Genomic DNA, 17,568 nt, shown 5'->3' on the forward strand with positions numbered 1-17,568 from the left:
GTCATTTCCTCTCGATGGCCGGCAGCCCGGAGAGGCGCTCGGTGTGGTGGATCGTGGCGATGTAGTCGTCCTCGCCGTGGCCCGTGCCGATCAGCGAGCTGTAGGCCTCGCGCATCTGGGCGGCCAGGGGTACGGCGATACCGTCCGCATGGGCACAGCCGAGGATCAGGTCCAAGTCCTTGGCCATCTGGGCGGCCGAGAAGGTGGAGGTGAAGTCGCGGTCCTTCAGCGGCTGGGTCTTGTACTTGACCATCGGCGAGCCCACGGCGCTGTCGGCCATCAGGTCCAGCATCGCCTCCCAGCCGATGTTGCCCTTGCGGGCCATCGCCAGAGCCTCGCCCATCATCCCGGCACTCACCGCGATCATCAGGTTGATCGCCAGCTTGGCGTAGCGCGCCTGCTCCTCGTCACCGAGCCAGTACTGGGCCTTGGTGAAGGTGGCCATCACCGGCACGGCTTCCTCCAGGGCCTCGCGCGGCCCGGAGACCATGGCCGATAGGGTGCCGGATTCGGCGGCGACCGGGTTGCCCGACACCGGGCTGCGCAGATAGGCGATGCCTCGCGCCTCGGCGGCCTCGGCCACGCGAGCGGAGGCCTCGATGCTGACGGTGCTGGTCTCGATCAGTACGCTACCCGGCGCCATCGCCTCGATCAGCCCACCCGACCCCAGTGTCAGGCCCAGCAGCGCCCGATCATCGGGAATCGAGACGAAGACCAGGCGGCACGCCTCGACGGCGGAAGCCAGTTCATCGTGTGCCGTGATGCCGGCCTGCCCGGCCAGCGCCATCCGCTCGGTGCTGAGATCGAAGCCCTGGACGGTATAGCCGGCCGCGGCGATTCGTGTCGCCATGGGCAAGCCCAGCTTGCCCAGGCCAATCCAGGCTACCTTGGTGCTGATGGTCATTGTGACGCCCCCTCTTGTTGGCGTGACTGAAGCTCGGCGTAGATGCGGTGTCCGGAGGCTGCCAGGTGGCCGATCCCCTCCTCGACGTCAGCCAGCAACTTGCCGTGTCGCTTGTGGAATTCTCCCGCCACCATGACGCTGTCGATGTTGGCCAGGCTCGCCTGCATGACCACGGTCGAGACCGGGTCGCTGACCGGCTGCATGTTCAGCCGACTGCTGTCCAGCAGCACGATGTCTGCCTGCTTGCCTGGGGTCAGGCTGCCGATGCGGTGCTCGAGCCCGAGGGCGCGGGCACCGTCGAGGGTGATCCACTGAAGCGCTTCCCGTGTCCGGATCGTCGAGCTGTCGGGAATGCTGCCCTGCTCGCGCCGCGAAGCGGCGTTGTCCAGCGAGCGCTGCATGCCCAGCGCCATCCGGGCCACCGTGAACATGTCCCCGGAGATCACCGATTCGAGATCCACCCCCAGGGAGACGACGCCGCCGTGGCGGCGAACGTGGCCGGTTATCGGGAAGCCGTGCCCCTGGGTCATCTCGTTCTCGGGGGCGATGGAGAAGGTCACCCCCTTCTCGCAGAACCGCGCCAGTTGCTCGTCGCTGAGGCTCTGCCCGTGCACGATGTTGATGTCCGGCCCCAGGAGTCCCCTCTCCTCGATCACGTCCCAGCCACCGGGGGTGACCGCCTTGCCGCCGCCCTGGTGCATGGAGGCCACCAGGCCGAACTCCTTGGCCAATTCGAAATCGTGCAGAGTGACATCTAGGGTGGAGTAGTGCGGCCCGAGGATGGCCAGGCCCAGGGTCACGCGCCCCTCGCGTTCGCCCAGCGGGCCGGCGAGAAGCCGCTCGACCTCGCTGCGCGGATGCGGAATCTCGCTGAAGTGGGGTTGCCCCGGCTTGGGGTCCGGCTTGGGCGAGCCATGGAAGAACAGCGCCCGGATACCGGACTCCTCGAGCCCGCGAATCGCCGCATCGGTATGCTCGGGAGTGGGGTTGTTGTGACACCAGTCACCTAGGGTGGTGGTACCGCAGTTGAGCTGGTTGAGCGCCCCCATGCGGGTGGCGATATGGATGTCATCAGGGCTGAACAGGGTCGCCAGGCCGCGATGCACATGGCCGAAATACTCGAGCAGCGTCCAGTTGGCGGCGACACCGCGCAGGGCCGTCTGCCAGGTATGCATATGGGCATTGACCAGCCCGGGGATCAGGATGCCACCCCGGCAGTCGACCAGCTCGGCACCCTCGGCGGGCAGGTCATGGCCAATCGCCAGGATACGGTCGTCTTCCACCAGCACCTGGCCATCGCGCAGGTCGCCGAGGTCGGGATCCATGGTGATCACGGTGGCATGGGTCAGCAGGGTCTTCATGCGTCAGTCACCTCCCTTGATGCCGGTCGACGGCCGGCATGGGCATCGCTCAGGAGGCGATGGATGCCGTCGGCCTCGATCTCGCGTGGGTTCCAATAGGGGTTGCTCGTGGCGATCTGGGTCGCCCGCTCGATATCGCTCTCCTGCAGGCCGATGTCAGCCAGGGCCAGGGGCGCCCCCACTGCGCGCGCCAGGTCATGGAGCCCGGCGGCTGGGTCTTCGCAGCCGAGAGCCCGGGCGATGCGCGACATCGCCTCCGGGGCGGCCCCGGCGTTGTAGGCCACGGCGTGGGGCAGCACGATGGTATGGGTCTCGGCATGGGGCAGGTCGAAGGAGCCGCCCAGGGTGTGGCAGAGCTTGTGATGCAGTGACATCCCGACAGAGCCGAGGCAGGCACCGCACAGCCAGGCGCCATAGAGCGCATCCGAACGCGCGGACTGGTTGGCCGGCTCCTCGGCGATCACCGGCAGGCTGCGCGCCAGTGCCGCAATGCCCTCCTCCGCCATCAGCGAGACCACCGGGTTGCGATCCTTGGCGTAGAGCGCCTCCACCGCATGGGCGATGGCATTGATGCCGCTGGTACCGGACATGCCGACTGGCAGACCGAGCGTCAGGTCGACGTCGTATAGCACCACCTCGGGCAGTACCTCGAGGGTGCGCTGGGTCGTCTTGAGGCCGTCCCTGGTTTCCCCGAGGATCGGTGTCATCTCGGAGCCGGCGTAGGTCGTGGGGATCGCCACCTGGGGCAGGCCGGTCCGCAGGGCGATGGCCTTGCCGAGCCCGATGGTGGAGCCGCCGCCGATGGCCACGGTGCAATCCGCCTCGAGCTCCTCCGCGAGGCGCAGCGCCGCGTCGGTGACTTCGACCGGGGTATGCATCCTGGCCTCGGCGAAGAGCCCGGCCCCGAGCTCGCCCAACTGGGCGAGCACCTCACGGGCCTGACCTGCCTGCTCGGGCGTTGCCAGGACGAGTGCCCGGTGGCAGCCCAGCTCACGAACCTCGTCGGTGAGTCGGGACAGGGTTCCCTGGCCGAAAATGACACGTGACGGCAGGCCATTGTAGATGAAGGGCATCATGATGGTGTCCTCGTGCTTGCGTGGGAAGGTCCGGCGCGGGTCGCGTGGGCACATCAGGCCGAGGCCACGGGGTCAGGCCCGCGGGCGTCCGTGACGTACTGTCCGGTGATGGCCTGGACCAGCTTGTCCTCGGATACCGCATCGCCGTCGAACTCTGCCGTTACCCGGCCGTCGTACATCGCGATGATGCGGTTGCTGACACCCAGCACCTCGGGCATTTCCGACGAGATCACCAGCACCGCATAGCCCGACCGCGCCAGCTCCTTGATCAGGGCATGGATCTCGGCCTTGGAGCCCACGTCGATGCCGCGGGTCGGCTCGTCCAGGATCAGCAGCTTGGGATGGGTATGCAGCCACTTGCCGATGACGATCTTCTGCTGGTTGCCGCCACTGAGGTTGCCGACCTTCTGGCGCCAGCTGGGCGTCTTGATCTTCATGGCCTGCTGATACTTGTCGTATACGATCTTCTCTTCTCCGGTCTTCATGAAGCCCATGGAGGAGACGCTGCCAAGCGCCGAGAGGGTCATGTTGTCGCGACAGTTCATGCCGAGGATGAGGCCCTGATCCTTGCGGTCCTCCGGGACCAGGGCGATGCCCTTGACCACCGCATCGTGGCTGGAGCGGATCGTCTCGGCCTTGCCTTCGAGCAGAATTTCACCGGCCGATGGCTGACGCAGACCGAAGATCGTCTCGGCGACCTCGGAGCGGCCCGCCCCGACCAGACCGTACATGCCGACGATCTCACCCTTGCGAACGGTTAAGCTGACGTCCTCGAACACCTTGTCGACAGTGAGGTGACGCAGCTCCAACATCTTCTCGCCGAACTCGCTGGGCTTACTGGCATGATCGAGTTTGAGGGCTCTGCCGATCATCAGCTTGGTGACCTCATCCTCGCTGGTGTCGGCCGTATTCAAGGTTCCGTTGTACTCGCCGTCACGCAGGACCGAGATGCGCTGGGAGAGGTGGAAGATCTCGTCCATGCGGTGCGAGATGTAGACAATACCGACGCCCTGCTCCTGGAGATTGCGGATGATGTCGTAGAGCACCGGCTTCTCGTGATCGGTCAGTGATGCCGTCGGCTCGTCGAAGACCACGATCCGGGGCGTGAAGACCAGGGCCCGAGCGATCTCCACCATCTGCTTCTTGGCGATGGAGAGGTTGCTGACCATGTCGCGGGAGCTGAAGGTACACTTGAGACGCTTGAGAATCTCGGTGCTGTCTGTGTGCAGCTTCTTCCAGTCGACGCGGTTGCCCCATTTCAGCGGCAGGCTGCCCAGGAAGATGTTCTCTGCCACCGACATTTCGGGGACCAACGACTGCTCCTGGTGAATCAGCACGATGCCGCTCTTCTTGGCCTGCTTGGGGTTCTCGAAGGACTTCTCCTTCCCCGCCAGGATGATCTTCCCTCCGTTGGGCTGATGCTTTCCGGCCAGCACCTTCATCAGAGTGGACTTGCCGGCGCCGTTCTCGCCCAGCAGGGCATGGACCTCGCCCGCCCGGACATCGAAGCTGACCTTGTTCAGGGCCACCACACCCGGAAACTTCTTGGTGATATCAATCAGCGAGAGTACGGGGTTCGGGGAACTCGAACCGTGACCGGCGTTCCGGTTCATGGCTGCAGCGCTCATATGCTGACTCCTTTGCTGGCATGGACATTGAGCCGCTGGTCGATGATCAGCACCGAGATGAGGATGACGCCGAGAATGACCAGCACGTAGAAGGCCGGTACCTGCATCAGGTTCATGCCGTTGCGCAGGATGCCGATGGCCAGCACGCCGCCCAGGGTGCCGGTGATGCTGCCGAATCCGCCCGTCAGCTTGGTGCCGCCAAGCACCACTGCCGTGATAGTCCACAATTCATAGTCACGGCCCAAGTTCGGCGTGGCGGCCCCCATCTGGGTCGCCAGGAGCACCCCGGCGAGGGCAGCGAAGCCCCCCACGATGATGAAGTTGATCATCATGTGACGGCCGATGCGGATGCCCGCATCCAGGGCGGCTTCGGGGTTGCCACCCACGGCAAAGGTATTACGTCCATGGCCGGTCTTCTTCAGCACCAGATGCATCACCAAGGTGCAGAGGAGGAAGATGATGGCGAGTACGGGAAACGGCCCGATCGAGGCGGTCCCGAAGTCGGAGAAGGCGAAATTGGTGGCGTAGAAGGACTGCTCTTCGGTGTAGACGAAGATGAGGCCACGAACACCGATCATGGCCCCTAGGGTCACGATGAAGGCATTGACGCCGGTCTTCCAGACGATCAGGCCATTGATAGCACCCAGCACAAGCCCCGATGCCAGAGCGGCCATGACCGCGATGGTAATACCGTAGTCCTGAAGGCCGACCGACAGCGATGCCGCCAGTCCCAGGACGGCACCCACTGAGAGATCGATGTTGCCGTTGATCATCACGTAGGTCATGCCCAGTGCGATCAGCCCGATGGTCGAAGTCTGGACAAGGATATTGCTCAGGTTTCCGACGGAGAGAAAGTACTCCGACATGACGCTGAAGAAGACGGTAATGGCTATGACAAATACCCAGATGGGCTGGATAAAGCCACTGCCTTTAAGAAAATTCTTCATGTTAATCATGTTGATCACCGGTTCAGGAGTGAGTCGTGAACAGACGCTTGCGCTTGTTGGCAAGGTCCAGCCACACCGCCAGGATGATGATCACCCAGGTGACGAGCCATTGGGTGTAATAGGGGTAGCCCAGCAGCAGCAAGCCATTCTGGATGAAGCCCAGGATCAGTACCCCGATGATCGTCTTCCAGACACTCCCTGCTCCGCCCAGCAGACTAGTGCCCCCGAGAATGATCCCGGCCAGCACCAGCAATTCGTAGCCCTGCCCGACGTTGTTCTGTGAGCCCATGACTCGCGATCCCAGCACCAGCGCTGCACAGGCCACGCAGAAGGCCGAGATCAGATAGGTACTGAATACACACCAGTTCTTGCGGATACCGGAATAGACGGCGGCGGCCGGGTTACCGCCGACTGCGAAGATTCGGCGACCATAGCTGGTATAGGACATGACGACCTGCACGACGATCGCCAGCAAGGCAAAGAGGATTACCGGGACCGCGATACCCAGCACGTAGCCTCGTCCGAAGAAGGCGAACCAGGTGTCGCTCTGGTTGGCAATGTCAACGTTCTTACCGCCACTGTAGATCAGCACCAGTCCTTGGATCGCCGACAGCATCGCCAGTGTAACGATCAGCGAATTCAGCCGCATGAAACCGACCAGGAAGCCGTTGACGGCGCCGATCAGCAACGTAAGGGCGAACATCAGAATGATAGCGCCGGCCGGTCCGATCTTGTCATGCAGATCGACGACCAGCACCGTCGAGAAGGAGAGCATCGACCCGACAGAGAGGTCCAGATTACCGCCGATGATGACCACCGTAACACCCACGGCAATAATGCCGATAATCGAGGCTTGGCGCACCACTGTCATGATATTTGACTGGGAAATAAACTGTTCGGAGAACAGCGAAAAAGCAAACATGCAGATAAGGAAGAAGACCAGGATACCCTGAGCGGAAAGGAAACTCAGGAGACCCGCCTTATACTTCTTGTTCAGCATGATGGCTTGTTTACTTTGTTCTACAGAAGCCATGGTACTCACCTATTTTGGCGCTACTGACTGAAGGCCGGAATATTTACGTTGCAGTCGCCGCCCCGTTGGCATGCCTGAGGCACGCCAACGAATCGAGGGACTTTCAGACCATTCGTCATGACCAACGGAGTGTCGCTTTCTGCTGTCCGCAACGATCATCCTCGGTCGTTGCGGCGCCATTGGCCTGGATACGCAGGATGGCACGAGTTCCTTTCATGCCCCGAGACTTGCGAGATTTAGAACACGGGCTTGTCGAACTCGGCCAGATTATCGGCAGTAATCTTGGGGGTCTCGAAGAAGTTCATCTTCGGCACCTCTTCACCTGCCAGGACATCGAGTGCCGTCTGGAGCGCCGCTTCCGCGTCATCGACCGGTGACTGATAGATGGAACCGTAGTACTCGCCACGCTCGATGGCCTCGTAGCCCACGGCGAAATTGGTGGCACCGATGAACACGATCTCCTCGGCACGGCCGGCGCTCTTGGCGGCATTCAGGGCACCGACCCCCATGTTGTCATCGCCGGCATAGACTCCGTCGATGTCATCGTACTTGGTGAGGAAGTTTTCCATGACCCGCTGAGCCTTCTCACGGTTCCAGTCGGCGGGCTGGGTCTCCACGAGCTCGACTCCGGGGCATGCCTCGGCCAGTTTTTCCTCGAAGCCTTGGGCACGCTCCATGGCGGTGGTATAACCCGGCTGGCCGGCGATCTGTACGATTCGCCCCTCGCCCTCGAGGGCATCGCACATCATCTCGGCGGAGGAGGCCCCCTGCTGGACATTGTCGGGGCCCGAGAAGGCCGCAATATAGTCAAGGCCCGCTTCGGCGATCTTGGAATTGGTCACCACAACGGGGATGCCAGCCTGGTGGGCCTGGCGGATGGCTGGGATCACCGCCTGACCATTGGTCGGCCAGATGATGATGGCATCGACACGCTGCTGGATGAGGTTGCGCACCTGGCCGATCTGGCGGGCAACATCGCCGCCGGCATCGAGCACGACGACGTCGACATTGCCATGCTTGTCGGCTGCTTCCTCGAAGGCGCTTTCATAGGTCGTCTGGTAGCTGTCGACGCCGACATTATTCTGGGTAATACCGATTCGATAGGTGGATTCTGCGTGGGCAAGCCCCACAGAAAGCATCATGACACTAGTGGCTAGCGCTGTTTTGTACATCATCTTCTCACCTGCTTTGTTGTAGTACTTGCTGTTTGGGTTTTACTCAAGGGAGTTATTCAACGTTCGTGAAGCTTATGGCTGGCACTTGTTCTCCAGCAACGCGGCCAAGTGGTAGAAATGGCCAATTTGGTTATTTTTATCTCCGGATGCAGGCGAAGGGGTTGTTTCAACATTCTGCCAAGGAAAGCCCCGCAAGCTAAAAAACTGTGCTCGGATAAAGGATTGGCAACGAAAAAAGAAAACGCCCCGCTCAAGGAAATTGGCAGGGCGCAGCAAAAAGTGAAATGTAGCTTTGCGATGGATAAAAGCGGATCACTCTGACCCAGGCTCCAGCAGCCGCTGCCAGGCATCGATCACTGCCCGGCGGTGGGCGTGGAAATCGGCGTCGCGACCGCGGGCGGGCTGACGGGTGAGCGAGGCGCGATGGGCGGAGCTGCGCAGGGCCAGGTAGGCGTCGCGCAGGCGCTGGCACTCCTCGGCGGGTAGGCGACCGGTGCTCTCCAGCGTCTCGAGGATGCGCATGTTGTCGCTCCACTGCAGCAGTTCAGGGGTGTCGTGGCCCATGGTGAGCACCGCGAACTGGCACAGGAACTCGATGTCGATCATGCCGCCGGGATCGTGCTTGAGGTCGAACTCGCCCTCACCGGCCTTGCCACCCAGGTGGTCGCGCATCTTCTGGCGCATCTGCACCACCTCCTCGCGCAGCGCCCGACAGTCGCGCTCGCGCCCGAGGGTCTCGCGACGCACCGCGTCGAACCCCTCCGCCAGCCGAGGGTGGCCGGCCACTACGCGGGCACGCACCAGCGCCTGATGTTCCCAGGTCCAGGCTTCACGGCGCTGATACTCACCGAAGGCCCCGAGCGTGGTGGCCAACAGCCCGGCGTTGCCCGAGGGGCGCAGGCGCATGTCCACCTCGTAAAGGGTACCGGCCGGGGTCACCGCGGTGAGCAGATGGATAATGCGCTGGCCCAGGCGGGTGAAGAACACCGGCGTGTCGATGGGGCGTGCGCCGTCGGTCTCGCCCTGGGAGTCGGCATCGTGGATGAAGACCAGGTCGAGATCCGAGCCGTAGCCCAGCTCGATGCCGCCCAGCTTGCCGTAGCCGACGATCAGAAATTCGGGCTCGCTCCCGGCCCGGGTGCCATCGCGCCGTAGCGGATAGCCGTGCTTGCGCACCAGGTGGCGCCAGGCCATGGCCAGCACCTTCTCCAGCAGAACTTCGGCAATGTAGGTGAGGTAGTCGCTGACCTTCATCAAGTGGCGGGTACCGGCGATGTCCGAGGCGGCGACGCGCAGCACGTGGGCATGCTTGAACACACGCAGTGCCTCGAGCTGGGCTTCCTCGTCATCCTCGGGGATGCGCCCCAGGGCCTGGCGCAGCTCATCGGCCAGGCGCGCCTTGTCGGCGGGGGTGTAGAGCGTATCCGGGGTTAGTAGCTCGTCGAGCAGAATCGGGTAGCGGGCCAGCTGCTCGGCAATCCACGGACTACCGCCGCACAGTCCCATCAGGTGGCTCAGCGCCTCGGGATTCTCGCGCAGCAGTGCCAGGTAGGCGGTGCGCCGCAGCACCGACTCGATCAGCGGCAATACCCGTTCGAGCGCCGTGTCGGGGGCGTCGCTGGTGGCCGCGGCATCCAGCAGCAGCGGCATCAGCGCTTCGAGGCGCTCGTAGCCGATGCGTTGCATCGACTGGACCTGGCGCGACTGGCGCAGGGTCGTGAGGCGTCGCAACGCCAGCTCGGCCTGGTCAAAGCCCGCCTCGGCGAGCAATGCTTGTGCCTCCTCGGGCTCGAGCTCGCCGCACCACAGCGCGCGCCACTCCTCGAGCGACCGGGCCCCTTCCCCCGGAGCTTCGCTTGACTCCTCGACCTCCTCTTCCGGGTCGGCGATCACCGCGTCGAAATGGTGGCGCACCCGGCCGCGCACCTCATCGAGTCGCGCCACGACCGCCGGCCAGTCCTCCATGCCCAGTGCCAGGGCGACACGCTCGCGGTCGAGGTCGTCGTCGGGCAGGCTCTGGGTCTGGCGGTCCTCCAGCGCCTGCAGTACGTGCTCGAGGTCGCGCAGGAAGACGTAGTCGGGCTCGAGTTCGTCGACGACAGACTGAGGCAACAGGCCAAGCGCGGGCAGTCGTTCGAGCGCGGTGCGCAGCGAGGTGACCTGCAGCTCGGTATCGCGCCCACCGCGGATGAGCTGGAACGCCTGCACCACGAATTCCACTTCGCGAATACCACCGGGGCCGAGCTTGATGTTGGCCTGCATGCCGCGGCGCTTGACCTCACGATTGATCAGCGCCTTCATTTCGCGCAGCGATTCGATGGCGCCGAAGTCGAGGTACTTGCGGTAGACGAAGGGCCGCAGGTTGCCGAGCAGCTCCCTTCCGGCCCCCAGGTCGCCAGCTACCGGCCGCGCCTTGAGCAAGGCGTAACGCTCCCACTCACGGCCCTGGTCCTGGTAGTAGGCCGCCAGCGAGCTGAAATTGCCGACCAGCGGACCGCCTTCGCCCAATGGGCGCAGCCGCATGTCGACGCGAAAGGCGAAGCCGTCGGCGGTCACCGCATCCAGCGCAGCGATCAACCGCTGCCCCAGCTTGGTGAAGTACTCCTGATGCTCGAGCGACTTGCGACCGCCTTCGGTCTCGCCCATCTCGGGATAGGCGAAGATCAGGTCGATATCCGAGGAGAGGTTGAGCTCGCCGGCACCGAGCTTGCCCATGCCCAGCACCACCAGGCGCTGCTCGCTGCCGTCGGCACGCGGCGCCGGGCGCCCCCAGCGCGGCTCGAGATGCGTCTCGAGCCAGCCCAGCGCCCCTTCGAGACACACCTCGGCAAGCCGCGACACCGAGGCGGACGTCGCCCACATGTCGATACCCGCCGGCCGCGTCAGGTCGCGCCAGACGATGCCCAGCATGCGCGCCCGGCGGAAGCGGCGCAGCGCTGCGTGCAGGGCCGCCTCGTCGTCGGCGCCCTCCAGCCGCTCGGCCAGCCAGGCTGCGAGCGTCTCGACACCAGGCGCTTCATCCAGCTCGCCACTGGCATCAAGGTGCTGCAGCCAGTCGGGGTAGCGAACCAGGATATCGGCCGCGAAGTCGGAGATGGCGATGACGCGTGCCAGCTGGCGTCGGCGCTCGGGGTCGAGGCCCAGCCAGTTCTCCGAGGGAAGTTCCTGGCCGGTCATCTCGGCAACACTGTCACCCTGCGCCAGGCTTTCGCCGAGACGCTGCCAGGCCTTCTTCAGTGCAGGCACGAGTGCAGAGGGAAGAGTGTTGGCAGGCAGGAAGTCGTCGGGTATGGGCATGGCAACAGGCCTTGTCGCAGCTGGGTTACCCTCAGCATATCGAAGGCGTTGACGCTGCGGCACCCCTGAAGCATCGCGTGACAGAATTCAGCCGAAGAATTTCTGCCAGACGAGCAGTCCCCAGGTGAGGCCGGCGGCCAGCAGCGCGATCATTACCGCCGCCGATCCGATGTCCTTGGCGCGCCCCGATAGCTCGTGATGTTCGGTGCCGATACGATCCACCACGCTCTCGATGGCGCTGTTGATCAGCTCCACGGTGAGTACCAGCAGGCAGCTGCCCACCAGCAGGATCCACTCCACCGGACCCGAGCCGATCCACCAGGCCAGCGGCAGCATGATCACGCACATGGCCAGCTCCTGCCGGAACGCCGTCTCGTGGCGAAAGGCGAACTTGAGCCCCTTGAGCGAATAGCCCGTGGCATCGAAGAGGTGCCGCCATCCGGTACGCGCTGGTTTCATCGTCTCGCTATCCTTAACTGCGGGTAGACCTCAATGCGCCTCGATCATGCGCTCCAGGTCCCGGGACAGGGGGTCCAGCACCTGGGCCCAGTTGAGCCAAGGCGTGGATGCGGTGCCGTTGACCAATGCCGTGAACACGCCCCAACGCCCCGAACGGGTGCGAAAGTAGCCGCTGGCGGCACGCACCGCATGGGGCTGGTTGAGGGTGCCGGTCTTGAGCATGATGTGGTTCTGAACCAGCGGCGAGCCACGGCGAATGAAGCGCGACACGCCATTGACCGGCGACTGAAAGCTGGCCACGAAACTGGGGAACAGCGACGTGCGATGGAACATGCTTTCCAGCAGCGCGTTGGCACCCTGTGCCGAGGTGCGATTCTCGGTGGTCAGACCGCTGCCGCTGAGCATGATCACCGGGCCATGGTCCGGCAATCCAGCCACGTAGTCCTGGATCGCCTCCCCCGCCTGGAGCAGGGTCGCCCGGGGCCTATCGACCAGATTGAGCGCCAGCACGTCGGCCATGAAGTTGTTGGAGTAGTTCATGACGTGCAGCAACAGTTCCTGCAGCGTTCTGCCCACCACTTCTGCCAGGGTGTGGGCGGAAGCGGGAGGTGGCTCGACGCTGGTGACGAAACCATTGCCGATGACGATTCCCGCCTGCTCGAGCATGGCCGAAAGGGTACGCGCCGTTTGGCGCGCGGGGTCGCCACTGGCGCGGTAGACATTGCGCGGAGCGGCATCGAGCGCGATATGGCCTCGCAGCAGCATGACATCCCCGTCTTCACGGGTGACGCGCTCGGCGCTGAACTCGGTGACGCTGTCGGGCGGGCCGGTCTCGAGCTGATTGTCGATACCCACTATCAGGGTCTGGCTGTCGCAGCTGAAGACCCGCGCGGGCTCGCCCGCCGCGGTGCCCGGCGCCACGTTGACACACCAGTTGCCATGGTTGACCCCCGCCGAGGAGAGCAGTGCACTGTAGCTGTTGGCGGCGCGCGACTGTGCCTGACAACGATCAGTGGTGATGCACTCCACCGGGCCGAAGCGCCATTGGCTGACCACCAGGCGGCCCTCGATCTCGCGCACACCGGTTTGATAAAGCCGCTGGGTCAATCGCCACAGGTCCTCGCTGGCAAGCGCAGGGTCGCCGCCGCCATCGAGGATCAGGTCACCGCGCAATACGCCTTCGGCATCGAGCTCGGCGGCACTGACCAATTGCGTGGTGAAGCGATGCTGCGGGCCCCAGCGGTCGAGCGCCGCCGCCGCCAGGTAGGCCTTGGACACCGAGGCCGGTGACAGCTGACGTTCCTGTTCGATAGCACCCAACACCTCGCCGGAACGTCCACCGTCACCCAGCAGCCTGGCCTCGGCGCTGATCAGAAATCCCTTGTCGAGCATTTTCCCCAGCTCCACGAAACCTGCCCCGGAAGCGGTCAGTGGAAGCAATAGCCCACACAGCAGGGCCAGACAACGCAGCCTTACAGCGGCACGAAACATCATGACAATACGATCCATCCAGAACTCAACAAAGCCGAATCAATGGGCAGCAATACGTGAAAAGAGCTGGATCACCACCACGCCGGCGATGATCAGGCCGATACCCAGCACCGCTGGCAGGTCGGGCCGTTGGCCGTACACCACGACCCCGACCAGGGCCACCAGCACGATACCCAGGCCGGCCCAGATTGCATAGGCGATGCCGACCGGGATGGTACGCAGCACAAGCGACAGCATGAAGAAGGCGATCGTATAGCCGACCACTACCACCAGACTGGGGGCCAGGCGAGTGAAGCCATCGGTGGCCTTGAGCGCACTCGTGGCGACGACTTCCGCCACGATCGCCAGCGCCAGGTAAACGAACGCCATCAAACGACCTCCTCTGGCCCATCGGGGACAAGCTGCGGTGCGTGGGGCAAGTCTGCCACCAGGCGCCAGAGAGACTGGCCGCTCAAATGGTACTTGCGTTCAAAGGGCGTCAGGTAGCGCTCGCCGGGAACGAAGGGCTCCACGGCAGCGGCCACGGTGGTGACCTGCTTCAGCGCCTGGGCGAACTCCTCCACGTAGAGTTGCCAGTTGGAGCGCAGCTCCAGCCGACCGCCAAGCGCTAGAATCACCGGCAGCACCGGGTGACCGTGCCAGCGCTGCTTGAGATGCGCCGATTTGGGGTAGGGGTTGGGATAGAGCAGGTAGTGCCGCGCCGGCTGCCAACCGGCGGCCAGCGCCAGGCGCCAGAAGTCCACCAGGTCGGCACGCACCAGCAGGGCGTTGCCCCCCACCTCGCCATGCTCTCGCGAGAGCCGGTCGGCACTGCGATCCACGCCGATGACCAGATGATCGTCGAAGCATTCGGCCAGTTGCCGCGTCGACAGCCCTACGCCGCAGCCGGCATCGAGGATCAGCGGGCGTCGCCCGCCGTCGCGCTCGTACCAGGCGCGGGCGCGCTCGAACGCCTCACAGGTGTGCTCGGCCACGGGCTTTCGCAGGGGGTGGACCAGGGCGCGCTCGACTCTACGCGCAACGTCCTTGTGCGGGCCGAGCTGGTTGGTCGCGATGGCACGGGAGGTGGCATGCATGGCGGAAGCGGTTCGGTAGCTGACGAACTGGCCATTCTAGCAGCCATGGCGCAGCAGGCGAGGGGCAAAAAAAAGGCGCACCCAAGATCGGGAGCGCCCACATACCCACTCGTATGACTCAAACAGCATTGCCAGCATAGCGCTTCTCGCATCTCAGTTCAAACGTTTGTTTCATGTTTACCGACCAGAACTTGCGCTGCACGCCCATGACGGCGTCCCGAGGCGGGTGCTATGATCGTCTCCCTTATATTTACCTTACCGACTCGCACGAACAGCATAACGAGGAAAGCGGCTTGTCACACTTACCTGTGATCGTCGGCATGGGCGGCGTCAACGCTGCCGGTCGTACCTCAGGCCATCAAGCATTTCGTCGCACCGTGATCGACGCCCTTCCCGAAGCCGAGCAACAAGCCTTGCTGCTCGGCCTGGCCGCTCTGATGGGACTGGGCAGTTGCCGGGAAGGCGCCTGGTACGACGCCGCCGGAAATCCCATCGCCGCCAGCCGGCTGGCCGAGAACTGCCGCGCGCAGGTGCTCGACCACACCTTGATCCGGCGCATAGAGGATCCCCGCTTCAATGACGACGGGCTCCCCGCCAATCGGCGCGCCGGCCTAGGCCTGGGGTCGGAACTGACCTTCAGCATTCGCCGCCGCCAACTGCCCGAGCGGCTGCCGCCGACCTGGCAGGTGCGTGAGCTGGACCGCCACACCCTGGAGGTCACGGTACCCCAGGGTGAGCTCGAGGTGCTGCTGCCGGAGACCCGCCCGGCCCAGGTGCGAGCCGCGGGTCAATTGCCCAGCGGTTTCGATCCCAGCCGCTACTACCGCAGCGTGCATCACCCACGCGGCCTGTCGATGTCGATTTTCGCGGCCAGCGACTGCCTGGCCAGCTGCGGCCTGGAGTGGGAGACACTTCGCGACCGCCTCGACCCCGACGACATTGCGGTGTATGCCGGCAACTCCATCGGCCAACTCGATGACGAGGGCTGGGGCGGGCTGCTCAAGAGCTTTGTCTCGGGCAACCGCGCCACTTCCAAACAGATGCCGCTGGGCTACGGGCAGATGCCCGCCGACTTCCTCAATGCCTACGTACTCGGCAGCGTCGGCGGTACCGGCGCCGTGCTCGGCGCCTGCGCCAGCTTTCTCTACAATCTGCGGCTGGGCGTCGAGGACATCCGCAGCGGCCAGCGCCGTGCGGTGATGGTTGGCACTTCCGATGCCCCGGTCACCCCCGAGATCATCGAGGGCTTCCGCGCCATGGGCGCGCTGGCCGACGACGACAGCCTCAAGGCGCTGGACGCCCTGGAGCTGCTCACCGATGCCGACTACCAGCGCGCCTGCCGCCCCTTCGCACGCAACTGCGGCTTCACCATCGCCGAGGCCAGCCAGTTCGTGCTGCTGCTCGACGACGAGCTGGCGCTGGAGCTCGGCGCCGAGATCCTCGGCAGCGTGCCGGGCGTGTTCGTCAACGCCGACGGCTGGAAGCGCTCCATCTCCGCGCCCGGTATCGGCAACTACATCACCCTGGGCAAGGCGGCCTCGTTGGTACGCGACATGCTGGGCGAAGAGGCGCTGCGCGAGCGTACCTTCCTGCATGCCCACGGCACCAGCACGCCAAAGAACCGCGTAACGGAATCCCACGTCTTCGACCTGGTCGCCAGGGCCAACGACATCGAGCACTGGCCGGTCGTGGCGGTGAAAGCCTTCGTCGGCCACTCCCAGGGCAGCGCCGCCGGTGACCAGCTGACCAGTGCCCTGGGCAGCTTTGCCCATGGCATTCTGCCGGGCATCCCCACTCTCGACGCAGTGGCCGCCGATGTTCATGCCGAGCGACTGCGCTTCTCATGCACGCCGGTGCCCTTCGCAGCCGATGCCGCCTTCATCAATGCCAAGGGCTTCGGCGGCAACAATGCCACGGGCGTGGTGCTCTCGCCCGCCGTGACCGAGCGCCTGCTGGTGAAACGCCATGGCGAAGCCGCCGTCGCGGCCTGGCGTGAGCGACGCGAGGTAACCCGCCAAGTCAGCCAGGCCTACCTGGCCCAGGCCGATGGCGGCCACTATCAGGCGCGCTACCGCTTCGGCGAAGGCGTGCTGGAAGGGCCGGAACTCGACGTCAGTGCCACCAGCATCACCATTCCCGGCTATTCACGCCCGGTATCGCTGGCGGTGAACAATCCCTATGGCAAGCTGGACGACTGACCCGACCGGGCGGCATTGTCGGCTCGGTCGCGGACGATTACCCTAGCCTTCTCGAGCCTGCAAACGTGAGCGGAGCGCCATGAAAATCGCGGTCTACCCCGGCACTTTCGATCCCATCACCCACGGTCATTTCGACCTGATCGAGCGCGCCTCGCTGCTGTTCGACAAGGTCGTAGTCGCCATCTCGGCCAGCCCCGGCAAGAACCCGGCGCTGGATCTCGCCACCCGTATCGCCCTGGCCCGCGAGGTTTCGGCGGGGCTCGACAACGTCGAGGTGATCGGTTTTTCCGGGTTGCTTACCGATCTGATGACCGATCAGCGGGCCCGTATCGTCCTGCGCGGCCTACGCGCGGTTTCCGACTTCGAATACGAACTGCAGCTGGCCAACATGTACCGCGCCCAGGCGCCCGAACTCGAAAGCGTGTTCCTTACGCCGGCGGTAGAGAACTCCTACATTTCCTCCACCATCGTGCGCGAGATCGCCAAGCTGGGCGGCGACGTATCCCGGCTGGTGCATCCCAGGGTCGCCGAAACGCTGCGCAAGCATTATAATACCTGACCGTATTACTCGGTAATTGCCGAGCCGCCTTATCCAGGGTACGGCCGGACGCGGCCTCCCGATCGCGAGGTAACCTATGGCCCTGATGATCACCGACGAGTGCATCAACTGCGACGTCTGCGAGCCCGAATGTCCCAACGATGCCATCTCGGCGGGCGAGGAGATCTATATCATCGATCCCAGCCACTGTACCGAGTGCGTCGGTCACTACGACGAGCCGCAGTGCCAGCAGGTGTGTCCGGTCGACTGCATTCCGCTCGACCCCAAGCGCCGCGAGAGCCGCGACGAGCTGATGGCCAAGTACCGGCTGATCACTGCGGCCTGAGCGACCGAGCGTAATGGCCGGGTCTGATAGGCTGCCACC

Annotated in this window: 15 protein-coding genes; 3 read left to right on the forward strand and 12 right to left on the reverse strand. The window is 64.2% G+C overall.

What is annotated here, in order from left to right:
* Position 1: 1 nt before the first annotated feature.
* The 12 genes from HNO52_RS19095 to trmB form a co-directional block, all read right to left on the reverse strand.
* Positions 2 to 904, reverse strand: a complete 903-nt coding sequence (locus tag HNO52_RS19095) for an NAD(P)-dependent oxidoreductase (protein WP_197566760.1) — start codon at positions 902 to 904, stop codon at positions 2 to 4.
* On the reverse strand, positions 901 to 2,265 hold the full coding sequence (locus HNO52_RS19100; RefSeq protein ID WP_197566761.1) for an amidohydrolase family protein: 1,365 nt from the start codon (positions 2,263 to 2,265) through the stop codon (positions 901 to 903). Before HNO52_RS19100 ends, HNO52_RS19095 begins: the two co-directional genes overlap by 4 nt.
* Positions 2,262 to 3,341 carry a maleylacetate reductase gene (locus HNO52_RS19105; protein WP_442907078.1) on the reverse strand — a complete coding sequence of 360 codons (1,080 nt, stop codon included), beginning with the start codon at positions 3,339 to 3,341 and terminating at the stop codon, positions 2,262 to 2,264. The genes HNO52_RS19100 and HNO52_RS19105 overlap by 4 nt, the downstream gene beginning before the upstream one ends.
* A gap of 53 nt (positions 3,342 to 3,394) precedes the next feature.
* Entirely contained in the window at positions 3,395 to 4,969 is a 1,575-nt protein-coding gene (locus HNO52_RS19110) for a sugar ABC transporter ATP-binding protein (protein ID WP_232090393.1), read from the reverse strand.
* The gene (locus HNO52_RS19115; protein ID WP_197566762.1) at positions 4,966 to 5,925 is read right to left on the reverse strand and encodes an ABC transporter permease; all 960 of its coding nucleotides are present in this window, start codon (positions 5,923 to 5,925) and stop codon (positions 4,966 to 4,968) included. Before HNO52_RS19115 ends, HNO52_RS19110 begins: the two co-directional genes overlap by 4 nt.
* A 13-nt stretch (positions 5,926 to 5,938) precedes the next feature.
* The gene (locus HNO52_RS19120; protein WP_197566763.1) at positions 5,939 to 6,949 is read right to left on the reverse strand and encodes an ABC transporter permease; all 1,011 of its coding nucleotides are present in this window, start codon (positions 6,947 to 6,949) and stop codon (positions 5,939 to 5,941) included.
* Between the two features lie 236 nt (positions 6,950 to 7,185).
* Positions 7,186 to 8,124, reverse strand: coding sequence for a sugar ABC transporter substrate-binding protein (locus HNO52_RS19125; protein ID WP_197566764.1), 939 nt, complete (start codon positions 8,122 to 8,124; stop codon positions 7,186 to 7,188).
* A 312-nt stretch (positions 8,125 to 8,436) separates the two neighbouring features.
* Positions 8,437 to 11,421, reverse strand: a complete 2,985-nt coding sequence (glnE, locus tag HNO52_RS19130) for a bifunctional [glutamate--ammonia ligase]-adenylyl-L-tyrosine phosphorylase/[glutamate--ammonia-ligase] adenylyltransferase (protein WP_197566765.1) — start codon at positions 11,419 to 11,421, stop codon at positions 8,437 to 8,439.
* Positions 11,422 to 11,508: 87 nt separating this feature from the next.
* Positions 11,509 to 11,880, reverse strand: coding sequence for a diacylglycerol kinase (locus tag HNO52_RS19135; RefSeq protein WP_197566766.1), 372 nt, complete (start codon positions 11,878 to 11,880; stop codon positions 11,509 to 11,511).
* A gap of 30 nt (positions 11,881 to 11,910) precedes the next feature.
* Complete coding sequence (dacB, locus tag HNO52_RS19140) at positions 11,911 to 13,389, reverse strand: D-alanyl-D-alanine carboxypeptidase/D-alanyl-D-alanine endopeptidase (protein WP_197566767.1); 1,479 nt, start codon at positions 13,387 to 13,389, stop codon at positions 11,911 to 11,913.
* 21 nt (positions 13,390 to 13,410) lie between these two features.
* Positions 13,411 to 13,743 carry a DMT family transporter gene (locus HNO52_RS19145; protein WP_197566768.1) on the reverse strand — a complete coding sequence of 111 codons (333 nt, stop codon included), beginning with the start codon at positions 13,741 to 13,743 and terminating at the stop codon, positions 13,411 to 13,413.
* Positions 13,740 to 14,447: a tRNA (guanine(46)-N(7))-methyltransferase TrmB gene (trmB, locus tag HNO52_RS19150; RefSeq protein WP_197566769.1), complete on the reverse strand. Its 708-nt coding sequence runs from the start codon at positions 14,445 to 14,447 to the stop codon at positions 13,740 to 13,742. The genes HNO52_RS19145 and trmB overlap by 4 nt, the downstream gene beginning before the upstream one ends.
* Positions 14,448 to 14,767: 320 nt before the next feature.
* Between trmB and HNO52_RS19155 the strand changes: the two genes are divergently transcribed.
* The 3 genes from HNO52_RS19155 (at position 14,768) to HNO52_RS19165 (ending at position 17,529) form a co-directional block, all read left to right on the forward strand.
* Positions 14,768 to 16,645, forward strand: a complete 1,878-nt coding sequence (locus HNO52_RS19155) for a beta-ketoacyl synthase (protein WP_197569304.1) — start codon at positions 14,768 to 14,770, stop codon at positions 16,643 to 16,645.
* A 79-nt stretch (positions 16,646 to 16,724) separates the two neighbouring features.
* Positions 16,725 to 17,204 (forward strand): pantetheine-phosphate adenylyltransferase, encoded by a 480-nt coding sequence (gene coaD, locus HNO52_RS19160; RefSeq protein ID WP_197566770.1) that lies wholly within the window; start codon positions 16,725 to 16,727, stop codon positions 17,202 to 17,204.
* Between the two features lie 76 nt (positions 17,205 to 17,280).
* The gene (locus tag HNO52_RS19165; RefSeq protein ID WP_197566771.1) at positions 17,281 to 17,529 is read left to right on the forward strand and encodes a YfhL family 4Fe-4S dicluster ferredoxin; all 249 of its coding nucleotides are present in this window, start codon (positions 17,281 to 17,283) and stop codon (positions 17,527 to 17,529) included.
* Positions 17,530 to 17,568 lie beyond the last annotated feature (39 nt).

The organism is Halomonas sp. MCCC 1A13316, from assembly GCF_014931605.1.
Taxonomy (GTDB): Bacteria; Pseudomonadota; Gammaproteobacteria; order Pseudomonadales; family Halomonadaceae; genus Halomonas.

Coding starts and splice junctions, on each gene's coding strand:
- HNO52_RS19095 (WP_197566760.1), bottom strand. CDS start 904: ATGACCATCAGCACCAAGGTAGCCTGGATTGGCCTGGGCAAGCTGGGC.
- HNO52_RS19100 (WP_197566761.1), bottom strand. CDS start 2,265: ATGAAGACCCTGCTGACCCATGCCACCGTGATCACCATGGATCCCGAC.
- HNO52_RS19105 (WP_442907078.1), bottom strand. CDS start 3,341: ATGATGCCCTTCATCTACAATGGCCTGCCGTCACGTGTCATTTTCGGC.
- HNO52_RS19110 (WP_232090393.1), bottom strand. CDS start 4,969: ATGAGCGCTGCAGCCATGAACCGGAACGCCGGTCACGGTTCGAGTTCC.
- HNO52_RS19115 (WP_197566762.1), bottom strand. CDS start 5,925: ATGATTAACATGAAGAATTTTCTTAAAGGCAGTGGCTTTATCCAGCCC.
- HNO52_RS19120 (WP_197566763.1), bottom strand. CDS start 6,949: ATGGCTTCTGTAGAACAAAGTAAACAAGCCATCATGCTGAACAAGAAG.
- HNO52_RS19125 (WP_197566764.1), bottom strand. CDS start 8,124: ATGATGTACAAAACAGCGCTAGCCACTAGTGTCATGATGCTTTCTGTG.
- glnE (WP_197566765.1), bottom strand. CDS start 11,421: ATGCCCATACCCGACGACTTCCTGCCTGCCAACACTCTTCCCTCTGCA.
- HNO52_RS19135 (WP_197566766.1), bottom strand. CDS start 11,880: ATGAAACCAGCGCGTACCGGATGGCGGCACCTCTTCGATGCCACGGGC.
- dacB (WP_197566767.1), bottom strand. CDS start 13,389: ATGGATCGTATTGTCATGATGTTTCGTGCCGCTGTAAGGCTGCGTTGT.
- trmB (WP_197566769.1), bottom strand. CDS start 14,447: ATGCATGCCACCTCCCGTGCCATCGCGACCAACCAGCTCGGCCCGCAC.
- HNO52_RS19155 (WP_197569304.1), top strand. CDS start 14,768: ATGGGCGGCGTCAACGCTGCCGGTCGTACCTCAGGCCATCAAGCATTT.
- coaD (WP_197566770.1), top strand. CDS start 16,725: ATGAAAATCGCGGTCTACCCCGGCACTTTCGATCCCATCACCCACGGT.
- HNO52_RS19165 (WP_197566771.1), top strand. CDS start 17,281: ATGGCCCTGATGATCACCGACGAGTGCATCAACTGCGACGTCTGCGAG.